General features: G+C 60.1%; 18 protein-coding genes, 4 tRNA genes and 1 riboswitch. Of the genes, 5 read left to right on the top strand and 17 right to left on the bottom strand.

Annotated elements, in window-relative coordinates:
* Positions 1–10: 10 nt before the first annotated feature.
* From F7R20_RS29515 to F7R20_RS29525, 3 genes are all read right to left on the bottom strand, one after another.
* On the bottom strand, positions 11–529 hold the full coding sequence (locus tag F7R20_RS29515) for a toxin-activating lysine-acyltransferase (protein WP_003204758.1): 519 nt from the start codon (positions 527–529) through the stop codon (positions 11–13).
* 9 nt (positions 530–538) lie between these two features.
* Positions 539–2200 carry a ShlB/FhaC/HecB family hemolysin secretion/activation protein gene (locus tag F7R20_RS29520; RefSeq protein ID WP_033028141.1) on the bottom strand — a complete coding sequence of 554 codons (1662 nt, stop codon included), beginning with the start codon at positions 2198–2200 and terminating at the stop codon, positions 539–541.
* A gap of 457 nt (positions 2201–2657) precedes the next feature.
* Positions 2658–2734 (bottom strand) — tRNA-Arg (locus F7R20_RS29525).
* Between the two features lie 525 nt (positions 2735–3259).
* Here F7R20_RS29525 and F7R20_RS29535 point away from each other — a divergent pair.
* The 3 genes from F7R20_RS29535 (at position 3260) to F7R20_RS29545 (ending at position 5248) form a co-directional block, all read left to right on the top strand.
* A complete protein-coding gene (locus F7R20_RS29535) occupies positions 3260–3586 on the top strand; it encodes an Arc family DNA-binding protein (RefSeq protein WP_003204761.1) in 327 nt (108 codons plus the stop codon).
* A gap of 161 nt (positions 3587–3747) precedes the next feature.
* Positions 3748–4560, top strand: coding sequence for an AraC family transcriptional regulator (locus tag F7R20_RS29540; RefSeq protein WP_003204764.1), 813 nt, complete (start codon positions 3748–3750; stop codon positions 4558–4560).
* 79 nt (positions 4561–4639) lie between these two features.
* Complete coding sequence (locus tag F7R20_RS29545) at positions 4640–5248, top strand: LysE family translocator (protein WP_003204766.1); 609 nt, start codon at positions 4640–4642, stop codon at positions 5246–5248.
* Between the two features lie 334 nt (positions 5249–5582).
* Here F7R20_RS29545 and mgtE read toward each other — a convergent pair whose 3' ends face one another.
* Complete coding sequence (gene mgtE / locus F7R20_RS29550; protein WP_003204768.1) at positions 5583–7025, bottom strand: magnesium transporter; 1443 nt, start codon at positions 7023–7025, stop codon at positions 5583–5585.
* A gap of 322 nt (positions 7026–7347) precedes the next feature.
* Here mgtE and F7R20_RS29555 point away from each other — a divergent pair, with 322 nt between their 5' ends.
* Positions 7348–7863, top strand: coding sequence for a hypothetical protein (locus tag F7R20_RS29555; RefSeq protein ID WP_003204771.1), 516 nt, complete (start codon positions 7348–7350; stop codon positions 7861–7863).
* Between the two features lie 40 nt (positions 7864–7903).
* Here the strand turns inward: F7R20_RS29555 and F7R20_RS29560 are convergent.
* From F7R20_RS29560 to ltaE, 7 genes are all read right to left on the bottom strand, one after another.
* A tRNA-Arg gene (locus F7R20_RS29560) sits at positions 7904–7980 on the bottom strand.
* A gap of 72 nt (positions 7981–8052) precedes the next feature.
* A tRNA-Arg gene (locus F7R20_RS29565) sits at positions 8053–8129 on the bottom strand.
* Positions 8130–8236: 107 nt separating this feature from the next.
* Positions 8237–8327 (bottom strand) — tRNA-Ser (locus F7R20_RS29570).
* A gap of 62 nt (positions 8328–8389) precedes the next feature.
* On the bottom strand, positions 8390–8578 hold the full coding sequence (csrA, locus tag F7R20_RS29575) for a carbon storage regulator CsrA (RefSeq protein WP_003178872.1): 189 nt from the start codon (positions 8576–8578) through the stop codon (positions 8390–8392).
* Between the two features lie 184 nt (positions 8579–8762).
* Positions 8763–10004, bottom strand: a complete 1242-nt coding sequence (locus F7R20_RS29580) for an aspartate kinase (protein ID WP_003204774.1) — start codon at positions 10002–10004, stop codon at positions 8763–8765.
* Positions 10005–10093: 89 nt separating this feature from the next.
* Entirely contained in the window at positions 10094–12715 is a 2622-nt protein-coding gene (alaS, locus tag F7R20_RS29585; RefSeq protein WP_003204776.1) for an alanine--tRNA ligase, read from the bottom strand.
* Between the two features lie 146 nt (positions 12716–12861).
* A complete protein-coding gene (gene ltaE / locus F7R20_RS29590) occupies positions 12862–13866 on the bottom strand; it encodes a low-specificity L-threonine aldolase (protein ID WP_081352570.1) in 1005 nt (334 codons plus the stop codon).
* A gap of 253 nt (positions 13867–14119) precedes the next feature.
* A riboswitch (FMN riboswitch) is annotated at positions 14120–14289 on the top strand.
* Positions 14290–14389: 100 nt separating this feature from the next.
* Here ltaE and F7R20_RS29595 point away from each other — a divergent pair.
* Positions 14390–14899: a 6,7-dimethyl-8-ribityllumazine synthase gene (locus tag F7R20_RS29595; protein ID WP_003204780.1), complete on the top strand. Its 510-nt coding sequence runs from the start codon at positions 14390–14392 to the stop codon at positions 14897–14899.
* A gap of 122 nt (positions 14900–15021) precedes the next feature.
* Here F7R20_RS29595 and astE read toward each other — a convergent pair whose 3' ends face one another.
* The 6 genes from astE to aruF all read right to left on the bottom strand — a co-directional run bounded on the left by astE (position 15022) and on the right by aruF (position 21485).
* A complete protein-coding gene (gene astE, locus F7R20_RS29600; protein ID WP_003204782.1) occupies positions 15022–16029 on the bottom strand; it encodes a succinylglutamate desuccinylase in 1008 nt (335 codons plus the stop codon).
* Between the two features lie 12 nt (positions 16030–16041).
* Positions 16042–16329 carry a hypothetical protein gene (locus F7R20_RS29605; RefSeq protein ID WP_003178862.1) on the bottom strand — a complete coding sequence of 96 codons (288 nt, stop codon included), beginning with the start codon at positions 16327–16329 and terminating at the stop codon, positions 16042–16044.
* A gap of 69 nt (positions 16330–16398) precedes the next feature.
* Positions 16399–17745: an N-succinylarginine dihydrolase gene (gene astB / locus F7R20_RS29610; RefSeq protein ID WP_003204784.1), complete on the bottom strand. Its 1347-nt coding sequence runs from the start codon at positions 17743–17745 to the stop codon at positions 16399–16401.
* Between the two features lie 174 nt (positions 17746–17919).
* Positions 17920–19389, bottom strand: coding sequence for a succinylglutamate-semialdehyde dehydrogenase (astD, locus tag F7R20_RS29615; RefSeq protein ID WP_167780668.1), 1470 nt, complete (start codon positions 19387–19389; stop codon positions 17920–17922).
* Entirely contained in the window at positions 19386–20411 is a 1026-nt protein-coding gene (gene astA, locus F7R20_RS29620; protein ID WP_003204788.1) for an arginine N-succinyltransferase, read from the bottom strand. Before astA ends, astD begins: the two co-directional genes overlap by 4 nt.
* 54 nt (positions 20412–20465) lie before the next feature.
* A complete protein-coding gene (aruF, locus tag F7R20_RS29625; RefSeq protein WP_003204790.1) occupies positions 20466–21485 on the bottom strand; it encodes an arginine/ornithine succinyltransferase subunit alpha in 1020 nt (339 codons plus the stop codon).
* Positions 21486–21691: the final 206 nt, after the last annotated feature.

The following is a 21691-nucleotide window of genomic DNA, read 5'->3' on the forward strand; positions in this document are numbered from 1 at the left end:
GTGGTTGGAGTTACGCTTCGATTGCCAGTGGGTGGGCGGCGAACCAGGCCTGGGCCTGTTCGGGAATGACCCCGATCCCTTGGAATGTCTTGACCCGCAGGCCGCGCTCATCGCCTCGGTGATAGAGCGCACGGGCGCAGCGATCGATGAAAAGGTGACGTTGCAACAAGCGGCTCAATGCCGCCGTGTGGCCAAAGGGAGCGACCCAGTCGTTGAGCCAGAGGCGCTCGCCGCTGTTCCAGTCGTCTTGGGTCAGCGCCAGCGGCGACTGGCGCAGGTAGCGTTGCTCTGCCGCCTCGTCGAGGTTGAGCCAGGACAGGTAGAACACCGGCTTGCCGTGCTCGGAGCCGAGCACGAACTGGCGATGCTTGAGGGCCGGCAGCAGCAGCGTCGGCAAGGTGTGCAACGGCGCATCGCGATGGGCCTTGGAATGCATCCACAACCAAGTGGCAGAGCCAAACACCGCGGCTTCGCTCCAGGGTTCATCGATCAGGCCGGGGGCGATAATGTCTAGCGTCTCGAACTGCATGGGATCACCTCAGAATGACCAGATGACGGTGAAGGCGCTGGTCACGTTGGCCGTCTCGAAACCATCGGGTTTCTTCAACGGCGTGCCCACCGACCAGTCATAGGACAGGCCCTTGTAACCACCGCGAATGCCCACCACGGCCCCTGCCAGGCGCTGGCCGATCAGGAACTCACTGGATTGACCGCTGACTTCGCCATAGTCAATACCGGTGTAGAGCTCCTGGCCGGTCTGCCCCAAGGACAGGCCGACCTCGTTGCGCAGGGTCCAGCCACGGTCGGCGGAAAGAATGTTTTCACCATCGAAGCCCCGCACGCTGTAGCGCCCGCCAATCGAGAAACGATCCTGGGGCACCAACGGCGTCCGGTTCCATTGCGCACGCCAGCCACCGATGTAGCGCAGTCGCTGATCGCCAAGCTGAAATGGCACCTGCAGTTGGGCGTCGGCGGTGATGATTTGCGAGCGCGACGTGCCGGCATCAAAATCTTCCTCGGGTGCCCTGAGCGAGTCGTGGGCACCGGTGCCGCGACGATAGGCGACACCCAGGTCAAGAATCGAAGCGCCAATGAACTCTCGATGATCCAACCCCAACTGCCAGCCGGCCATGCGGCGTTTCTGGTTGCCGACTTCGGTGTCGTCGATGAAGTTCTCCGACGAACGCGTCCAGAGGCTGCCCCAGGCGGTGGTCTTGCGAACAGCGTCGCGGTACAGCAGGCGGGACAGACGCAACTCGTTGTTACGACTCTCGCCCCGGTACTGATAGGTCTGGTTGGTGCCGGCGACGGACTGTTCGTAGTTGTATTCACTGCTGGTGAACCCCACCTGCCAGTAGCCGAACGGCAGCGAATAATGCAGCGTGCGGCCATCGGAGCCACGGTGCCCGGACTCGCCCCCGCCCAAGTCATGGTTGACGCTGGCGTAGAGCAAATCGTTGAGCGAGAGCAGGTTGTCCAATGACAGCGACACGTTGCCCTGGTATTTACCGGTGGTCTTGCTGCCCGAATTGTCCACCGACAGGCTCACACGGGCGGGGAACCGCTGGCTCCAGGCGATCACCACGTCGCTCTCACCGGGTTTGGCGTCGACGGCACGGGCCGGCGCGATCTTGATATCGGCTTCGGCGGTCGGCACACGCTTGAAGTTTTCCAGCGCCTGCTCGATGTCGCGCAAGTTGAGCAGATCGCCAGGATTGGCCGGCATCGCGTTCCAGGCATTGGCGCGGGAGCTGGTGCCCTCTTCGAAACGAATCTCGCGAATGCGCCCCGGCACCAGGGTCAAGACCAGAACCCCGCTGTTCAAGTCCTGGGCTTCGGCGAGCACGCGAGTGGTGACGTAGCCGGCCTCGATGATCGCGTTCTGCATGCGCTTCATCGTCAGATTGATCCCGCCACCGCCGAGGCAACGACCGATGGCAGGGTCATCCTTGGAGTTGGCAGCGCGCAACGCCCACTGGAATTTCTCCGACGCCTCGCCAATCAGACGGATGTCATTGATGGCAAAGCAGGGACTTTCCTTGGCGGGCAAGCGATCGACACCCTCAGCCACAGGGGCCGCCTGCAGGCGCACATCCGGCCGGGATTCCAACTGCTCCCTCAACACCCGTTCGCGCTCTTGCTGGCGCAGCAGTTCTTCTTCAGGCCCAGCCGCCTGCGCAGCGCTCCACGCACCCGTCATCCACGCTGTCATCAACAGCAGCGCGAGAGACTTGGCGTTTTGTGCAGATGAACGGGTTCCGTCAACACAACGGCGAGTATTGCTCGGTTTACGCGTTCGGCAGGGTGCGGCTGGGTGCATGTCACATCCTTGTGGCCTGAATCAAAGACACGGTGGGTCACGCCCGCCGGACGCGGCATTGGCGCTGACATAGATAAAAGAGGTACGAATTCCATCGAAAACGAAGGAAAAGTCCTACAACGTACCGAGACGGTCAGATAGCCGAGGGGAAAGAAAGTTTCGCATTACCGAAATATCCTCGATACAAATGGCTAGAAATGGGGAATCGGTCACAGCATTGAGGGGTGAAATGGCCGTGCAAGGCCTGAACGGCGCGCTCAGACCGGAGTTGATCGTTCGGGGATGGGGATGGAAGCAGGAAAAGTCAGCGGCAATTTCGCTAACCCATTGTTTATAATGGTGTCCCAGGGCAGGTTCGAACTGCCAACCTTCCCCTTAGGAGGGGGATGCTCTATCCAATTGAGCTACTGAGACACGAGTCGACCACGAGAGACGCGGTGCGCGGGACGGCGTGCATGTTAACGACCTGCCCTGCGTTTGTCATGTCGCCCATGGCTTTTTAAGTGTAGGCAAATAGTACTCCCTGTAAGGCTGGCAGATCCCGGATGCCGAGTTTTGGCCGCCATTCATCCGCCCTGGTTCGCTTATCCTAGTAAATCGGCAATTTGCCACTATCCTGTACAAGACAGGGACGGCACACGTTTTTGTCCATTTCCGTTATCCGCCAGACGGTATGGCACATAGACACAATCCGACGGTCACAGATGCGAACCTGTTGTTTTTTACCAACCAGTCCGCATTTTTTGATGAAGGGTACTGGCAGAACGCCTTTACCCGGATCAGAATTTGTCACAGAATTGGCGCCAATGATCTGGCAATTTTGAGGCATGATGCGGGCCTCTTAACAATTCAGGTTGAACATTTGGCAATGGAGCTTGTCCTATCGACATCCTGCGGCCAATCCCGAGAACCGCTCCCCTGAACTAACCGGTTAAATATATGCGCCCATTGAAACAGGCAATTTATTCCAGCCGTACGGCTGACAAGTTCGTCGTACGTCTGCCAGACGGAATGCGGGAACGCATTGCCGAAGTGGCTCGCAATCATCACCGCAGCATGAACTCTGAAATCATCGCGCGTCTTGAGCAAAGCCTTATTCAGGAAGGCGCGTTGGGTGAAGAGTTGAGCATGCGCCTGGACAGCCCAGAGCTGTCATTGCATGAGCGCGAACTGCTTCAACGCTTCCGACAACTCTCCCATCGCCAGCAGAACGCCCTCGTTTCGCTGATTGCCCATGACGCAGAAATGGCCGCAGACGCGACCTGATAGCCCCCAAAATACTCAAGCCAGCCTCGTGCTGGCTTTTTTTTGCCTGGCATTTGGCCCAAGCCTGCTTTTCAAGCACTCATCAGCGAACCAACACCACTGCTGACCCATGGCAGTAATGCTAAATTGATCCGCTAAAAAGTATGGGCATGGAGGCCTGCATGACAGGTCACGCATTCAAGATCCAAAGAATCCCAGGACTGGGCGTGGAAATCGTCGAGGCCGATTCAGATCGAACGTTCGTCCGGCATATGCACGAACATTTTGGCATTGGCTTGCTTGTGCGCGGGGCGCAACGTTCAGCCAGCGGCCGAGGCCAGGTAGAAGCGACGGCCGGCGACCTTATATCGGTCAATCCGGCCGAAGTGCATGATGGCGCACCCATCGGAAACGGGACACGTCGTTGGCAGATGCTGTATTTCGACCCGCCCCTGATTGCGCAGGCATTCAAGGATATGGCGAACGATGGGGGCATCTGCGCCCAGGAATTCGCTTATCCGGTACTGCCGCGCCCGCGCGCGGCAGAATTGTTCCGCACTTTGTACCAAGCCGTCGCTCAAGCCGAGGAGTTTGGCGATCACCTCAAGATCGAAGAAACGCTCGCGCTTTTGCTCGAACATTTGCTGGATTGCTCCATACCGGTATCGTCTTTGCCGGAGGTCGCGGCAAACCGTGCAAAAGCCCTGATCGACGACGATCCGCAGTCGTCCATGTCGCTTGCCCTGCTCGCCAGGGAGGCCGATTTAAGCCGTTTTCAACTGGTACGCGCCTTCACCCGCCTGACCGGTTTGACACCCCACGCCTATCTGCTGCAACGACGTATCCACCGGGCACGACAACTGATCGCTGCTGGCATGCCGCTGGCCGATGCGTCCCTGGCCAGCGGTTTCGCCGATCAGAGCCATATGACCCGATGCTTCGTGCGCAGCTTTGGATTCTCACCCGGCATGTACGCCCGGCAAGGGCACCCGTAGCGACCCGCAATTTCGTTCAAGATGCTCCTCCTCATCACAGGCAGGCTGGAGACTCCATAACTGCCAAGGTCGGCGTCGCATGAACCTCGAATTTTTTGTCACTTCCCTGATCGTGGCGGCTTCGCCTGGTACTGGCGTGGTCTATACGGTTGCAGCCGGCCTGGCCCGGGGCTGGCGCGCGAGTGTGGTAGCGGCATTGAGTTGTACCCTGGGGATCGTGCCGCACATGCTGGCAGCCATCACGGGCCTCGCGGCACTGCTGCACACCAGCCCACTGGCTTTCGAGATCACCAAGTACCTGGGCGTCGCTTACCTGCTGTGGATGGCATGGAGCACACTCCAGACCCACGGGGCATTGCATATTGATCCGCACAAGACTCCGCGCTCGAATGGCGCGGTGATTTTTTCGGGCATTTTGCTCAACCTGCTGAATCCAAAGCTGTCGATTTTTTTCCTGGCCTTTCTACCGCAATTTCTCGCGCCAGGAGAAACGGATGCCATGTGGCGCATGCTGCAACTGAGCTTCATCTTCATGGCGATCACCTTTGCCGTCTTCGTCATCTATGGCGTGCTCTGCGCATCGATGCGCCGCCATGTTCTGGAGCGTCCATCCGTGTTGCAGTGGTTGCGCCGCCTGTTCTCGGCAGCCTTTGTGTTACTGGCTGTACGACTGGCGTTGATGCAGTGATGCGTGGGGGATTTTGTGAAGAGCAGGGTTGGTGTGTATATCCATTGCTGCGGTAACGGGGCGCCGAAATCAACGTCCACCGCGAGGCGGCCTTGTAGCCGACCTGGCTCTTTGGTGATCGCGTTTCTCCTGTGGGAGCGAGCTTGCTCGCGATAGCGGAGGGTCAGTTTGTGATGATGTTGGATGTGCCTGCTGCTCTTGCCTTGGGTACTTGATCTCGACGCCCCTTCAACCAAAAAAAGCGCAAAAAAAAGGCGTTTCCCATTTCTGGAAGCGCCGTTTTTTCTAAGTCGACAGTATTACGCCAGACAGGCGAGTTTCTTGATGAGCGACTTCAGAGCAGGAAAATCGTCGCCAACCCCAGGAAGATGAAGAACCCACCACTGTCAGTCACGGCAGTGATCATGACACTGGCGCCCATGGCAGGGTCACGCCCCATGCGGGCCAGGGTCATGGGGATCAGGACCCCCATCAATGCCGCCAACAACAGATTGAGCGTCATCGCGGCCGTCATGACCACCCCCAGCGACCAGCTGCCATAGAGCAGATAAGCCACCACGCCAATCACACCACCCCAAATCACACCGTTGATCAAGGACACAGCCAGCTCCTTGCGCATCAATCGCGATGTATTACCGGTACTGACCTGGTCCAGCGCCATTGCACGGACGATCATGGTGATGGTCTGGTTGCCAGAGTTGCCACCGATACCGGCGACGATGGGCATCAGCGCCGCGAGTGCCACCAGCTTCTCGATGGAGCCTTCGAACAGCCCGATGACCCGGGAAGCAACAAACGCCGTGATCAGATTGATCGCCAACCAGGCCCAGCGGTTACGCAGGGATTTCCAGACCGAGGCGAAGATGTCTTCTTCTTCGCGCAGACCGGCCATGTTGAGGACTTCGCTTTCGCTTTCCTCACGAATCAAGTCGACCATTTCATCGATGGTCAGACGACCGATCAGCTTGCCGTTCTTGTCGACCACCGGCGCCGAAATCAAGTCATAACGTTCGAACGCCTGGGCCGCATCATAGGCGTCTTCGTCCGGGTGAAAGCTCACCGGATCGCTGGCCATCACCTCGGCCACCTGTTTTTCCGGATCGTTGACGAGCAAACGCTTGATGGGCAGAACACCCTTGAGCACGCCGTCGTAGTCGACCACAAACAGCTTGTCAGTATGCCCCGGCAGTTCCTTGAGGCGACGCAGGTAGCGCAGTACCACTTCAAGACTGACGTCCTCTCGGATCGTCACCATCTCGAAGTCCATCAGCGCACCGACCTGCTCCTCGTCGTAGGACAACGCCGAGCGCACACGCTCACGCTGCTGGCCGTCGAGGGCTTCCATCAGTTCGTGGACAACGTCCCGCGGCAGTTCAGGCGCAAGGTCTGCGAGTTCGTCGGCGTCCATTTCCTTGGCCGCCGCCAGCAACTCGTGATCATCCATGTCGGCGATCAGGGTTTCCCGAACCGAGTCCGACACTTCGAGCAGGATGTCACCGTCGCGATCAGCCTTGACCAACTGCCAGACCGTCAGACGCTCTTCCAGTGGCAAGGCTTCAAGAATGTAGGCGACGTCGGCGGAGTGCAGATCATCGAGCTTGCGTTGCAGCTCAACGAGATTCTGCCGGTGGACCAGGTTCTCGACCCGGTCATGATGCGGACCTTCCTGGCGATGCGTCAGGTCTTCGACGACCCGCTGGCGCTGCAGCAGCTCAACAACTTGAGCGAGGCGATCCTGAAGGCTTTCCTGCGTTTTTTTTACATCTACTTGGGTCATAGGCGAACTCCACTCCCAGCAGTGGAGCACGCCGGAAGGATCAATCAGTCAATTCATGATTGGCAAAACTAAATATTGAGTAACTACTGGGTAAGTCCATGGAGATATTCCAAAGCCCCGGCGGGGCTGACGGGCGCAATCATACACCGCTTGACGCTTTAAAACGCTAAAAAATCATGGCAAGAACAAGCGCTTGCGAGACAAACCTGAACACAGGCTGAACCTGTTCCTTTACGACGACTTATCCAGAAAAGAAAACACACGCCGCGGCGCAAATGCAGCGACTACCCTTCTCTTCTGCACCGTCAAGGAGGACGATCGGATGCATCCAAGCCACTGCCTGTTCCTGCTCGCCTGCTTGCCCTGCCTGCCTTTGTGGGCTGCCGGGCAGACCGTGCATCGCTGCGAAAACATCGCAGGGCACGTGACATTCACCACCCTGAGCTGCGGCCCGGGAGAAGCCCTGTCGCTACAACAGATCCATCCGTACCGCCCAGGTTCGACCGAACCGACAATCAAACCGACGACCGAGGCAATGCTGCCTGACGCGGAGCGCGGGCAAACATCCGGCAACAAAACCACGCGCAAGGAACCGACCGTGGTTGGCCAGTTCCAGGACCGCTGCGGGAACCTAATCGACGCCAGGCAACGCCGCGACGCCATCCTGGACCGACGCATCATCGCCGGCATGAGCCAACAGGACGTAGAGAGCGCCCTGGGCAAGCCAGACTCGATCAACGTTCGGAATTCGAGCACGCGGTATACCTACAAGGCGAGGAAAGGTCGCAGCGCAGAGGTCGTGTTCGATGAGAGGGGATGCGTGAAAGGCAAATCGTAGACAGCAAAAAGCCCGCGTTAAACGCGGGCTTTTTGGTGTTTGGTGCACTCGACAGGATTCGAACCTGTGACCGCTCGGTTCGTAGCCGAGTACTCTATCCAGCTGAGCTACGAGTGCAGATTGTGGTTTTATACCAGATCACAACTGGTTGAAGCCAAGTTATTTGCATTGCTGCAAACAACTCTTAAATGGTGCACTCGACAGGATTCGAACCTGTGACCGCTCGGTTCGTAGCCGAGTACTCTATCCAGCTGAGCTACGAGTGCATTTGTTGCCGCGCATTATAGGTCGTCAATTCCTTTTGTAAAGCGCTTTTTTCAGTAATTTCAATCACTTACTGAACAAGCCAGGTTTTGACGCACTAAACGAATAATGGCGGAGAACGGGGGATTCGAACCCCCGACACCCTTTTGAGGTGTACTCCCTTAGCAGGGGAGCGCCTTCGGCCACTCGGCCAGCTCTCCGCAACACGGGGCGTATATTAACCACCTTCATCCCCGTTTGCAAACATAAAAATCGATAAAAATTAATGGCTTGGTTCGTCGTCCTTCTCTTTCTTGATACGCAGGTAAATTTCCTCGCGGTGTACAGCAACCTCTTTCGGGGCATTGACGCCGATACGCACTTGGTTTCCTTTGACGCCGAGCACGGTCACGGTGATTTCGCCATCGCCAATAATCAGGCTTTCTGCACACCGACGGGTCAGAATCAGCATACCTTTCTCCTCACGCAATTCACTTAAGGGACAACAGTCTGCAAAAAAAAGGCATTGGACCTACAACCGAAACGGTCGAAGCCTACAGGCCTAGTATTGACCAGCGCGGGCAAAAGAACAGTTTTGGGACGCGCCATTCAGAAAAACAGAGGGCGCGGTCCAGCCGCGCCCTTCAGACAACGCTTTATTCGCCCGGTTGGGCAGGAGCGTCGAGTTCGAAAGCCGTGTGCAGGGCGCGCACGGCCAGTTCCAGGTATTTCTCTTCGATCACCACGGAAACCTTGATTTCCGAGGTAGAGATCATCTGGATGTTGATGCTTTCCTTGGCCAGGGATTCGAACATGCGGCTGGCCACGCCTGCGTGGGAGCGCATGCCGACACCAACGATCGAGACCTTGGCAATCTTGGTATCGCCCACCACTTCACGGGCACCGATCTCGCCAGCGGTTTTTTTCAGTATCGCTTCGGCAGACTGGTAGTCGTTGCGGTGCACGGTGAAGGTGAAGTCAGTGGTGTTATCGTGCGAGACGTTCTGCACGATCATGTCGACTTCGATGTTCGCGGCACTGATCGGGCCGAGAATCTTGAACGCCACGCCGGGGGTGTCTGGCACGCCACGGATGGTCAGCTTGGCTTCATCGCGGTTGAAAGCGATGCCGGAAATGATCGGCTGTTCCATGGATTCCTCTTCATCAATAGTAATGAGGGTGCCCGGACCCTCTTTGAAGCTGTGCAGAACGCGCAGCGGAACGTTGTACTTGCCGGCGAATTCGACCGCCCGGATCTGCAACACCTTCGAACCGAGGCTGGCCATTTCCAGCATCTCTTCGAACGTGATCTTGTCCAGGCGCTGGGCCACAGGCACCACGCGTGGGTCAGTGGTGTAGACACCGTCCACATCGGTGTAGATCTGGCATTCGTCAGCCTTGAGGGCCGCTGCCAGCGCTACGCCCGTGGTGTCGGAACCACCACGGCCGAGGGTGGTGATGTTGCCCTGCTCGTCCACACCCTGGAAACCGGCGACCACCACGACACGGCCAGCCTTCAGGTCGCCGCGAATCTTCTGGTCGTCGATCTGCAGAATACGCGCTTTGTTGTGCGCGCTGTCCGTCAGGATACGCACCTGGTTGCCGGTGTAGGACACCGCTGGCACGCCACGCTTGATCAGCGCCATGGCCAGCAAGGCGATGGTCACCTGCTCGCCAGTGGAAACGATCACGTCCAGTTCCCGCGGAACCGGTTGCTGATCGCCGCTGATTTGCTTGGCCAGATCGATCAGACGGTTGGTCTCGCCGCTCATTGCCGACAGCACAACCACCAGGTCATCGCCCGCCTCGCGGAATTTCTTAACCTTGTCGGCGACTTGTTCGATTCTCTCGACAGTGCCGACCGAGGTGCCTCCAAATTTCTGTACGATCAAAGCCATTTCAAAGCCGCCTCTGCCCATGAAGGGCGCCCAATAATCACTCAACAGCGGTCGGGCCCGTGACTAGACCACGAGCCCGCGACGCTGCCTTAAATACCCTGCTCTACAAATGCAACGGTCTGGGCCAGTGCTGCGTCCAGTGCGCCGACGTCGGTACCACCGCCTTGCGCCATGTCCGGACGACCACCGCCCTTGCCGCCCACTGCCGCAGCGGCTTGCTTCATCAAATCACCGGCTTTGAGTTGGCCAGTCAGGTCTTTGGTCACGCCTGCGACGAGAACGACCTTTTCCTCATGGACACTGCCGAGCAGGATCACTGCGCGGCCGAGTTTGTTTTTCAGTTGATCGACCAGCGCCAGCAGCGCCTTGCCATCCTGGCCGTCCAGACGCACGGCCAGCACTTTCACGCCCTTGACGTCCACGGCCTGGGCCGAGAGATCGTCGCCCGCGGCGCTGGCGGCCTTGGCCTGCAACTGCTCGAGTTGCTTTTCCAGCAGGCGATTGCGCTCCAGCACAGCCGACAGCTTGTCGATCAGGTTGTCACGGCTGCCCTTGATCAGGGTTGCCGCTTCCTTGAGTTGTTCTTCGGCCGCGTTGAGGTACGCCAGGGCCGCCGCGCCGGTGACCGCTTCGATCCGGCGCACGCCGGATGCCACGCCACCTTCGCTGATGATTTTCATCAGGCCGATGTCACCGGTGCGGTTGGCGTGGATGCCACCGCACAGTTCAACGGAGAAGTCGCCCATGCTCAGCACGCGCACGCTGTCGCCGTATTTCTCGCCGAACAACGCCATCGCGCCCTTGCGCTTGGCGGTCTCGATGTCGGTTTCTTCGGTTTCCACCGGGGAGTTCTTGCGAATCTCGGCGTTGACGATTTCTTCCAGCGCCTTGAGCTGCTCAGGCTTGATGGCTTCGAAATGACTGAAGTCGAAGCGCAGGCGCTGACTGTCCACCAACGAACCTTTCTGCTGGACATGCTCGCCCAGCACCTGGCGCAACGCGGCGTGCAGCAAGTGCGTGGCGGAGTGGTTCAGCGACGTGGCATGTCGAACATCGGCGTCGACATGGGCGGCCACCGGGGCGGCGATCATCAGGCTGCCCGAAGCCAGCACGCCGTGGTGCAGGAAGGCGCCGCCGGTCTTGGTGGTATCACGCACGTCGAAACGCGAACTGCCGGCCTGCAGGTAACCGCTGTCGCCGATCTGGCCGCCGGATTCGGCGTAGAACGGGGTCTTGTCCAGCACGATCACGCCTTCCTGGCCTTCGCTCAGGATGTCGACCGATTGCCCGTCCTTATAAATGGCAACGATCTTGGCCGAACCGGTGGTGCCTGCATAACCGGTGAACTCGGTGGCCACGTCAACCTTGACCAGGCTGTTGTAGTCCATGCCGAAGGAACTGGCGGAACGCGCACGCACCCGCTGGGCGTCCATCTCGCGCTCGAAACCTTCCTCGTCGAGGGTCAGGTTGCGCTCGCGGGCGATGTCGCCAGTCAGGTCCATCGGGAAACCGTAGGTGTCGTACAGCTTGAACACCACATCGCCCGGGACCACGTTGCCCTTGAGCTCGGCCAGGTCCTGCTCGAGGATCTTCAGGCCTTGCTCCAGGGTCTTGGCGAATTGTTCTTCTTCAGCCTTGAGCACGCGCTCGATGTGCGCCTGCTGGGATTTGAGCTCCGGGAAGGCTTCGCCCATCTCGGCCGCCAATGCCGCGACGATCTGATAGAAGAAGCTGCCCTTGGCGCCCAGCTTGTTGCCGTGACGGCAGGCGCGACGGATGATCCGGCGCAGCACATAACCGCGACCTTCGTTGGAAGGCAGCACACCGTCGGCAATCAGGAAACCGCAGGAACGGATGTGGTCGGCCACCACTTTGAGCGACGCCTGGTTGTCGTTGGTGCAACCGATGGCCTGGGCCGACGCGCTCAGCAGGCTCTGGAACAGGTCGATTTCGTAGTTGGAGTGAACGTGCTGCAGCACCGCACTGATCCGCTCCAGGCCCATGCCGGTGTCGACCGACGGCGCTGGCAGCGGATGCAACACGCCATCGGCGGTGCGGTTGAACTGCATGAACACGTTGTTCCAGATCTCGATGTAGCGGTCGCCATCTTCTTCCGGCGAGCCGGGTGGGCCGCCCCAGATGTCGGCGCCGTGATCGTAGAAAATCTCGGTGCACGGGCCGCACGGGCCGGTGTCACCCATGGTCCAGAAGTTATCGGAGGCGTAAGGCGCGCCTTTGTTGTCGCCGATGCGCACCATGCGCTCAGCCGGGACACCGACCTCTTTGGTCCAGATGTCATAGGCTTCGTCGTCAGTGGCGTAGACCGTTACCCAGAGCTTCTCCTTGGGCAGGTTCAGCCACTTGTCGGAGGTCAGGAAGGTCCAGGCGAAGGTGATGGCGTCGCGCTTGAAATAGTCACCGAAGCTGAAGTTACCCAGCATTTCGAAGAAGGTGTGGTGACGAGCGGTATAACCGACGTTCTCCAGGTCGTTGTGCTTGCCGCCGGCACGCACGCACTTCTGGCTGCTCACCGCACGGGTGTAGGCACGTTTTTCCTGGCCCAGGAAGCAGTCCTTGAACTGGTTCATCCCCGCGTTGGTGAACAGCAGGGTCGGGTCGTTGCCCGGAATCAAAGAGCTGGAGGCTACTCGGGTGTGGCCTTGCTCTTCGAAGAAGCGAAGGAAGGCTTCACGGATTTCTGCGCTTTTCATTAGGTTCTTCCACGGAGGCTGCGGCCAAAGGCCTGTGCAAAACGTCAACAGACGAAGCAACGGCAAAGGGCCGCATTATATCGGCCCTTCGCGTGGGGTACAGCGTGTTTATGCGATAGAAACTGTCAATTGGCCCGGTTGACGGGTCAGTGGCGGGAAAATTCGACGAAAGTGGCGATCACCTGGTCGATTTGCGCCGCGCTCACGTCCATGTGCGTCACCATTCGCAGGCGTGGCGCCGCGCTGAGCTTGACGCCCCGTTCATCGGCAAATGCCTTGATCGCCTCGGCCCGCTCGCCCATTTGCACGTAGACCATGTTGGTCTGCACTGGCTCGACTTCATAACCCGCCGCACGCAAGCCCTCGGCGAGCCGCTGGGCATTGGCGTGGTCATCGGCCAGGCGCTGGACCTGATGTTCCAGGGCGTATAGCCCCGCCGCCGCGAGAATCCCCGCCTGGCGCATGCCGCCACCGACCATCTTGCGCAGCCGGCGGGCCTTGCCGATCAGTTCGGCGCTGCCACACAGGACCGAGCCCACCGGCGCGCCGAGGCCCTTGGACAAGCACACCGACACCGAATCGAAGTACTGCGTGATCTCACGGGCATCGACATTCAGCTTGACCGCAGCGTTGTACAACCGCGCCCCGTCCAAGTGCAGGGCCAGGCCATGTTCCTGGGTGAAACGCCGGGCCCGGGCCAGGTATTCCAGTGGCAGCACCTTGCCCTGCATGGTGTTTTCCAGGGCCAGCAGGCGGGTGCGGGCAAAGTGGAAATCATCGGGTTTGATCGCCGCAGCGACATGCGCCAGGTCCAGGGTACCGTCCGCCTGCACTTCAAGGGGCTGGGGCTGGATCGAACCGAGCACGGCCGCACCGCCGCCTTCGTATTTGTAGGTGTGGGCCTGCTGGCCGACGATGTATTCGCCGCCGCGCTCGCAGTGGGCCATCAAACCCAACAGGTTGCTCATGGTCCCCGTGGGCACGAACAGCGCTGCGGCAAACCCCAGGCGCGCGGCCAGTTCGGCCTCGAGGCGATTGACGGTCGGGTCTTCCCCATACACATCGTCGCCGGTAGGCGCGCTGGCCATGGCATCCAGCATGCCGGCGGTAGGTTGGGTGACCGTGTCGCTGCGAAGATCGATAACACTCATGAATCTGGCCTCGGGCTCAAGTGGAGGGAAATCCCTTTCGAAGGGCAATTACTGCGGTCATGGCGAGGAATAATCAAGCCCAGGACGACACGAACCAACAGATTATTCAAAACCCCTGTGGGAGCGAGCTTGCTCGCGATGACGGCGGCACATTCAGCAGCGATGCAAGCTGATCCACCGCCATCGCGAGCAAGCTCGCTCCCACAAGGGGTTATGTGTTAAAAATTGTCCGCCGTCACAAAGCGTGGCGGCAAAACGTTCTCAGGGCGGGGTGTAATTCCCCACCGGCGGTAATTGCACGCAACGTGCATAGCCCGCGAGCGCTTGGTGGTACACCACTTTTTTAGGGTGTAGCGACAAGGTCAGCAGACCCGGTGTGATTCCGGGGCCGACGGTCATAGTCCGGATGAAGAGAGAACGGGATTGATACCCAAGGGCCGACTGCGACTGTCCGTGCGCGGCGTACCCTCGAATCCCCTTCGATTCATGACGCCCTGTTTTTCACACAAACAGGAACCAGAACATGCAACCCACTGCAATCGACAGCAAAAGCAAAAGTCATCCGGGCGAGCGCGTCGCGTTCATCCAGGCCTGCTGGCACAAGGAAATCGTCGACCAGAGCCGTAAAGGCTTCGTCGCCGAAATGATCACCCAGGGTTACCAGGAAAGTGATATCGACTTCTTCGAAGTCGGTGGCGCCTTCGAGATTCCGCTGCACGCCAAGCTGCTGGCCAAGTCAGGCCGCTACGCCGGCATCGTCGCCGCCGGCCTGGTGGTAGACGGGGGCATCTACCGCCACGAGTTCGTCGCCCAATCGGTGATCAGCGGCCTGATGCAGGTCCAGCTGGAAACCGAAGTGCCGGTATTCTCGGTGGTGCTCACGCCGCATCACTTCCATGCCGGGGAAGAACATCAGAAGTTCTTCTTCGAGCATTTCGTGCACAAGGGCCAGGAAGCAGCGAAGACCTGTGCCGATACGTTGCACAAGACCCGGGCGTTGCGCCGTAGTGAGCAGCGGGCGGTAGCGGTCTAAAAGCCGCTAAAAACCTGTGGGAGCGAGCTTGCTCGCGATGGCGGTGGTTCAGCCTGCATTAATGTTGACTGATACATCGCTATCGCGAGCAAGCTCGCTCCCACAATAGTTCGGTGTGGGTTTTAGATCAGGTTTTCGTCGGTCGCCGGCACGATCAGGATGCCAGCCCGCAAGCCATTCTTGACCTTGGGGTTCGGAAAGATGATCCGGGCACCCTCTTCTTCGATCACCCAGCGGGTCTGGGCGATGTCTTCGGCCAGCACGTAGCCTTTCCCCAATTCCGAGAAGTTCTCGATGTCCGCTGGCAGGTTCAGGCGGAAACTGTCGCTGTGCTTGATGATTTCCCGGGCCACGCTGAACAGCTGCAGGCCATCGAGCCCCTCATCCAGCTCCGGCTCGTTGCCCTCGATGATCTGTTGCAGGCGGGTTTCCAGCAGGCTGACGTTGACGCCGTCGTTCTGCCCGAATGGCCGGGCCTTGCCCAGTTCCAGGGTGAAGGACTCGGCACCGAGCTGGTCGTAGGTGTAGGCGCTGAACACAATGGACGGCTTGTTCTGCAGCAGCACCGCCTCCATGCCCCCGGCACGCAGGCGTGCCAGCTCACGGCGTGAATGCTGGCGACCTTCTTTCCACGGGTAGAGGGCGAACTGCTCGATCTTCGAGCCGCGGATGGCGGTGTGCAGGTCGTAATGCAAGCGACTGCGTTCTGGCCGGCTGAAGAAACTGGCGGCCAATCGCTCCAGCTCGCAGGCCCGCAGCGCCTCGGGGCCGCCGCTCAGCTCGTGGCGGCCATTGAACAGGCGGTTGACGTCCTGTTCGACGAAACGCTCACCGCGCCGGATGGCCTCGGGGTTGCCGAACAGGAACAGAATGCGTGCCCGCGGCTTCAAATGGCCACGGGCGATGTCATGCAGCAAGCGGTCGAGCAGCTCGATCGGCGCGGTTTCATTGCCGTGGATACCGGCCGACAGCAGCAGGTCCAGGCCGTTGTCCCGGGCTTCGGGCGGCTTGACCTCCAGCGCGCCCTCGCTCAACCAGCGCATCCGTACGCCTTCGACAGTCAGTTGAGTCTTCTCCGCCGGTTCACGGCCGGCGAGGGTCAGTTCAAGCAGTTTGCCGAGGGCGAGCATAGCGCGGTTTCCTTAATGGTCGTGGCCGCAATCCGGGCCATGGACATGGTCATCGTCGCCGACGTCCGCTGGTTCCATTTCCAGTTGCAGGCTGACCAGGTTGGTCGCCAATGGACGCAACAACAGGTTGGCGTATTCCTCGTCCCCTTCCTCGACATCGACGCCGATCAGCAACTGACCGCGGCCATCCTGCTGGATCCACAATTCCTTGCCTTGCCACATCACCGCGACGCGGGTGCAGGAAGTTTCCAGTTGAGTGCCGTCGGTGTCTTCAAGGATCAGCTGCAGGGTATCGCTCATGTCTTTACATTCTCGTCTGGGGATAAGGCAACGCGCCCTGCTTTGACTGTAGTCAGGTCGCGCGCGCTTTCAATTGATCTGGAAAGGATAAACCGCGCCAAGTTTAAGGATTTGTGTCAGTTCATCCAGTGCCGCACGGCATTCGAGCAGCAACTGCGGGTCTGCCAGATCGTTTTCGGTCATGCGGTCGCGGTAGTGCCGCTCGACCCATTGGGTCAGCGAATCGTACAGCGGCGCGGTCATGATAACCCCTGGGTTGACGGCCGCCAGCTCGGTTTCATTGAGCGCCACGCGCAACCTCAAGCAAGCCGGGCCACCACCGTTCTGCATGCTTTGCTTGAGGTCGAAGACCTTCACTTCGCGAATCACCCCGCCAGTGCCCGTCAGGCCCTGCAGGTATTGCCAGACACGTTCGTTGCTACGGCATTCTTCCGGCACGATCAAGAGCATCGAACCGTCGGGACGCGACAGTAACTGGCTATTGAACAGGTAGGAACGTACCGCATCATCGACGGTGACCGCCGAACGCGGCACGCACACCGATTGAAATTTCCCACCGACCTTGGCGAGTTTGCCGCTCAATTCGGCCAGCATCTTGTCGGTCTCGAGAAACGCGTCCTCGTGATAGAACAGCACTTCGCCATTGCCCACCGCGATCACGTCGTTGTGGAACACACCCTGGTCGATCACCGATGGGTTCTGTTGGGCGTACACCACGCCCTCCTCCCTCAGCCCGTGCAGACGGGCAACGGCCTGGGAAGCTTCGAGGGTCTGGCGCGCCGGGTATTTCTGCGGCGCGGGATAGCGGGTGTCAAAAGCACTGCGACCGAACACGAAGAATTCAACACCAGCCTCGCCGTAGGCGCGGCAGAAACGGGTGTGGTTGGCCGCGCCTTCGTCACCGAACTGCGCCACCGCCGGCAAGGCGGCGTGGTGGGCGAAGTGTTGCTGGTTGGCGAACATCGCCCCCAGCACCCGACTGGTGGTCGGATGTTCGATGCTGCGGTGGTATTTGCAGTTCAGGTTGGCGGCGGTGAAATGCACGCGGCCATCGGCCGTGTCGGCGCTCGGGCTGACTGTGGCGGCATTGGCCACCCACATGCTGGAGGCCGAGCAACTGGCAACCAGCAACGGCATCGCTTCTTTCGCGGCCTGCTGGATGACCTGGGCATCGCTACCGGCAAAGCCCAACCGACGCAGGGCCGCCACGTCCGGGCGTTCCTGTGGCGCCAGCACACCTTGCTGGAAACCCATGTCCATCAACGCTTTCATTTTCGCCAGGCCCTGCAACGCCGCTTCCTTGGGGTTGGAGGACTGCTGGCTGTTGCTCTGGGACGCGACGTTGCCGTACGAGAGCCCGCCGTAGTTATGGGTCGGCCCCACTAGACCGTCAAAGTTGACTTCATAGGATTTCATCAGCGAGGCTCCACGAGGATCTGTTTTTTTATAGGCATCAATAACAACCGAGTCGCGGCTATCGCGGGCAAGCCTTGCTCCCACAGGTTCTGCATAGTTCCTGTGGGAGCAAGGCTTGCTCTCACAGATTTGGCATAACGCCTGTGGGAGCAAGGCTTGCCCGCGATGGCGGTCTCAAGACATGCGCACGCCGGGAGTGAGGGCAGCCGGCATCACAAGGCTTGGTGTCTCCAGGGAAGCCACCGGGTACGCGCAATAATCGGCCGCGTAATAAGCGCTGGCGCGATGGTTGCCCGAGGCGCCGACACCGCCGAACGGCGCGCTGCTGGCGGCACCGGTCAGCTGTTTGTTCCAGTTGACGATACCGGCGCGGCTTTGCAGCCAGAACTGCTGGTAACGCTCCTGGGAATCGGACAGCAACCCGGCGGCCAGGCCATATTGCGTATTGTTGGCCTCGGCGATTGCCGCTGCGAAATCTTTGTAGCGGATCACTTGCAGCAACGGCCCGAACAGCTCTTCATCGGGACGCTCGGCCACGGCCGTCACGTCCAGGATACCCGGCGTCAGCAATGCGGCCTGGGCCTGCGGTTGGGTCATGCTCAACAGCGGCACGGCGCCTTTGCCCAGCAAATGGTTTTGCGCATCCATCAGCGCCTTCGCCGCGGCCAGGGAAATCACCGAGCCCATGAACGGCGCCGGTTGCTGGTCGAAGGCACCGACTTCAAGGGTCGAGCTGACCGCCACCAGGCGCGCCAGCAAGGCATCGCCCCAGGCGCCTTCCGGCACCAGCAGGCGGCGCGCACAGGTGCAGCGCTGCCCGGCGGAAATGAAAGCGGACTGGATAATGGTGTAGACCGCCGCATCGACGTCGGCCACCTCATCCACCACCAGCGGGTTGTTACCGCCCATTTCCAGCGCGAGGATCTTGTCCGGACGCCCGGAAAATTGTTGATGCAACAGATTGCCGGTGCGGCTGGAGCCGGTGAAGAACAGCCCGTCGATGCCTGGGTTCGCCGCCAGGGCGATACCCGTCTCCCGCGCGCCTTGCAGCAGGTTCAGTACGCCCGCCGGCAGACCGGCCTCGACCCAGCACTTGACCGTCAGCTCGGCAACTTTCGGCGTCAGTTCGCTCGGCTTGAACAATACGCTGTTGCCGGCCAGCAGGGCTGGCACGATGTGGCCGTTGGGCAAATGACCAGGGAAGTTGTAGGGGCCGAACACCGCCACCACACCGTGGGGCTTGTGGCGCAGCACAGCGGTGGCGTCGCCCAGGGGGCCGCTCTTCTCGCCAGTCCGCTCGCGGTAGCTCTGCACCGAAATGGCGACTTTGTTGACCATGCTGGCCACTTCGGTCGCCGCTTCCCACAACGGCTTGCCGGTTTCTTCACCGATGCAATGGGCCAGTTCGTCCGCGTGGCTTTTCAGGGCAGCGGCAAAGGCTTCCAGCACCTGGATGCGTTCATCCAGCGAGCGCCGAGCCCAGTCCGGGAACGCCTGGCGCGCGGCCTGCACCGCCGACTCCACTTGTGCCGCCGTGGCGCCGTTACCCGACCACAATACCTGCTGGGTCACCGGGTTCAACGACTCAAAGAGATCACCCTGGCCTTCCAGCCAGCTTCCTGCGATGTACAGCGAGTTCATTATTTCGACTCCCGGGCAGCAGACAGCGCGACGGCACGTACCTGATCGCCGGCGTTGAGTTGAAGACGTTTGGCGGTCAGCGGATCGACCACCAGCGTGCCGGCGGCAAAGCGCGCCGGTGCAGCGGTGATGCGGCAGTCTTCGCGCTTGCGGTTATGGATGAGGAACGGCGTGGCGTCATCGCCCGGCGTACCGATGGCCAGCACCAGCGCCTGGCTGTCGCGAATCGCGCGGATCTTGCCGGTTTCGCATTCCACCGCTGGGCCGGCGTCGAAGATGTCGACGTAACCCTGGTAGCTGAAACCTTCGCTCTTGAGCATCGACAATGCAGGTTCGGTATCCGGATGAACCTGGCCGATCACGGCCCGGGCATCTTCGGACAAGAAACAGGTGTACAGCGGAAACTTGGGCATCAGCTCGGCGATGAACGCCTTGTTGCCCACCCCGGTGAGGTAATCGGCCTGGCTGAATTCCATCTTGAAGAAGTGCCGGCCCAGGCTTTCCCAGAACGGTGAACGCCCCTTGTCGTCGGACATGCCGCGCATCTCGGCGATGATCTTGTTGCCGAACAACTGTGGGAATTCGGCAATGAACAACAGCCGCGCCTTGGCCAGCATGCGGCCATTGAGACCACTGCGGAAATCGGCATGGAGGAACAGCGAGCACAGCTCGGAATTGCCGGTCAGGTCGTTGGCCAGGAACAGGGTCGGGATTTCCCGATAGATGTTCAATTCCTGGGACGCGCTGACCGTCAGGCCAACCCGGAAGTTGTACCAGGGCTCACGCAGCCCAACGGCACCGGCGATAGCGGAAATGCCCACCACGCGACCGTCGTCGTCTTCGAGCACGAACAGGTAGTCCGCGTCACCGCGCCCGGCTTCACCGCGAAAGGTCTTCTCGGCCCAGCCGACCCGATGGGCCAGGCGCTCTTCGTTGGCCGGCAGGGTGGTCAGGCCGGTGCCCGTGCTGCGGGCCAGGGCGATCAGAGCGGGTAAATCGCTGCTGCGTACGGGACGAACGATCATGCTATCTCCTCAAACGGGTCGCTCACGCCACCCGCGAAACTCAGCTGTAAAGCGTTATACGGCTACCAGACGCACGCTGGCGCCTTCGCCGACGCCCAAGGCTTCGGCCGCTTCCATGTCCAGCGTCACGGGTTTGCCCGGCGCGTAATCGAGCTCGAGCAGCACGGCGCGGTAATCCTGCAATTGGGCATTGGCCACCAGGTATTGGCGGCCGGCCCCCTTGACCGGTTCGCCGATCTTGACCGGCACCACGCGGCTCTGGGCAATCGAGCGGATGCCCGAGACACGAGCATGCAGGGTCGGACCACCGTCGAAGATGTCGATGTAGTGATCGGTCTCGAAACCCTCACGCATCAGGATGTCGAAGGTGATCTGCGCCCGCGGATGGACCTGGCCCATGGCTTCCTGGGCGGCGTCCGGCAACAGCGGCACGTAGATCGGGTAATGGGGCATCAACTCGGCGAGGAAAGTACGGCTTTTCAGCCCGCACAAGCGCTCGGCGGCGGCGTAGTTGAGGTCGAAGAAGTTGCGACCGATGGCATCCCAGAACGGCGAGTCGCCATTCTCATCGCTGTAGCCGACGATCTCGGTCACCACCGAATCGGCGAACCGTTCCGGGTGGCTGGCGACGAACAGCAGGCGCCCGCGGGAATTGAGTTCCGACCATGGCGAACCCACCAGCTCCGGCACCACGTAGAAACTGGTCAGCAGGCTGTTGCCAGTCAGGTCGTGACACTGGGAGAGCACGTGGATCTTGTTGTGGATCTTCAGCTCACGAGAGGCGTGAACGAAGGTCTCGTTGCGAAAGCTGTAGAACGGTTCGGAATAGCCGGCCGAAGCGACGATGGCCGAACAGCCCACCAGCTTGCCGGTCGCGGTGTCTTCAAGGACGAAGAAGTAGCTCTCTTCACCATTGAAGCTGACTTCGGCGGCGAACGAGGCTTCGCTTGCGGCGATCTTGTCGCTCAGGCGTTCCACGTCATCCGGCAAGGAAGTGACACCGATCGGACTGTCCGCAGCCAGACGCTGTACCTCGCCCAGATCAGCCATTTGCGCGGGGCGCATCACCAGCATGGTGTCACTCCTTAACTTGAAATAAAGGGTTCGACCGTCAGGTCGATACACAGAGAAAAAATACCGGGCCCAACTCCCCCACCGACTTAAATTTGGGAGCAGGTTTGTGGGAGTAAAGCTTGTGGGAGCAAGGCTTGCCCGCGATGCAGGCGACGCGGTCCTTGGTGAACTGAGGCACCCGCATCGCGAGCAAGCTTTGCTCCCAC

This window comes from Pseudomonas brassicacearum subsp. brassicacearum, assembly GCF_008801605.1.
In the GTDB taxonomy this organism is placed as follows: Bacteria; Pseudomonadota; Gammaproteobacteria; order Pseudomonadales; family Pseudomonadaceae; genus Aquipseudomonas; species Aquipseudomonas brassicacearum.

Excerpts from the sequence above, each read along its gene's own strand:
- F7R20_RS29535 (WP_003204761.1), top strand. The coding sequence starts at position 3,260 with ATGCGCCCATTGAAACAGGCAATTTATTCCAGCCGTACGGCTGACAAG.
- astA (WP_003204788.1), bottom strand. The coding sequence starts at position 20,411 with ATGATCGTTCGTCCCGTACGCAGCAGCGATTTACCCGCTCTGATCGCC.
- F7R20_RS29545 (WP_003204766.1), top strand. The coding sequence starts at position 4,640 with ATGAACCTCGAATTTTTTGTCACTTCCCTGATCGTGGCGGCTTCGCCT.
- astE (WP_003204782.1), bottom strand. The coding sequence starts at position 16,029 with ATGCTCGCCCTCGGCAAACTGCTTGAACTGACCCTCGCCGGCCGTGAA.
- F7R20_RS29520 (WP_033028141.1), bottom strand. The coding sequence starts at position 2,200 with ATGACGGGTGCGTGGAGCGCTGCGCAGGCGGCTGGGCCTGAAGAAGAA.
- alaS (WP_003204776.1), bottom strand. The coding sequence starts at position 12,715 with ATGAAAAGCGCAGAAATCCGTGAAGCCTTCCTTCGCTTCTTCGAAGAG.
- aruF (WP_003204790.1), bottom strand. The coding sequence starts at position 21,485 with ATGCTGGTGATGCGCCCCGCGCAAATGGCTGATCTGGGCGAGGTACAG.
- F7R20_RS29580 (WP_003204774.1), bottom strand. The coding sequence starts at position 10,004 with ATGGCTTTGATCGTACAGAAATTTGGAGGCACCTCGGTCGGCACTGTC.
- csrA (WP_003178872.1), bottom strand. The coding sequence starts at position 8,578 with ATGCTGATTCTGACCCGTCGGTGTGCAGAAAGCCTGATTATTGGCGAT.
- mgtE (WP_003204768.1), bottom strand. The coding sequence starts at position 7,025 with ATGACCCAAGTAGATGTAAAAAAAACGCAGGAAAGCCTTCAGGATCGC.
- F7R20_RS29515 (WP_003204758.1), bottom strand. The coding sequence starts at position 529 with ATGCAGTTCGAGACGCTAGACATTATCGCCCCCGGCCTGATCGATGAA.
- ltaE (WP_081352570.1), bottom strand. The coding sequence starts at position 13,866 with ATGAGTGTTATCGATCTTCGCAGCGACACGGTCACCCAACCTACCGCC.
- F7R20_RS29540 (WP_003204764.1), top strand. The coding sequence starts at position 3,748 with ATGACAGGTCACGCATTCAAGATCCAAAGAATCCCAGGACTGGGCGTG.
- astB (WP_003204784.1), bottom strand. The coding sequence starts at position 17,745 with ATGAAATCCTATGAAGTCAACTTTGACGGTCTAGTGGGGCCGACCCAT.
- F7R20_RS29605 (WP_003178862.1), bottom strand. The coding sequence starts at position 16,329 with ATGAGCGATACCCTGCAGCTGATCCTTGAAGACACCGACGGCACTCAA.
- F7R20_RS29555 (WP_003204771.1), top strand. The coding sequence starts at position 7,348 with ATGCATCCAAGCCACTGCCTGTTCCTGCTCGCCTGCTTGCCCTGCCTG.
- F7R20_RS29595 (WP_003204780.1), top strand. The coding sequence starts at position 14,390 with ATGCAACCCACTGCAATCGACAGCAAAAGCAAAAGTCATCCGGGCGAG.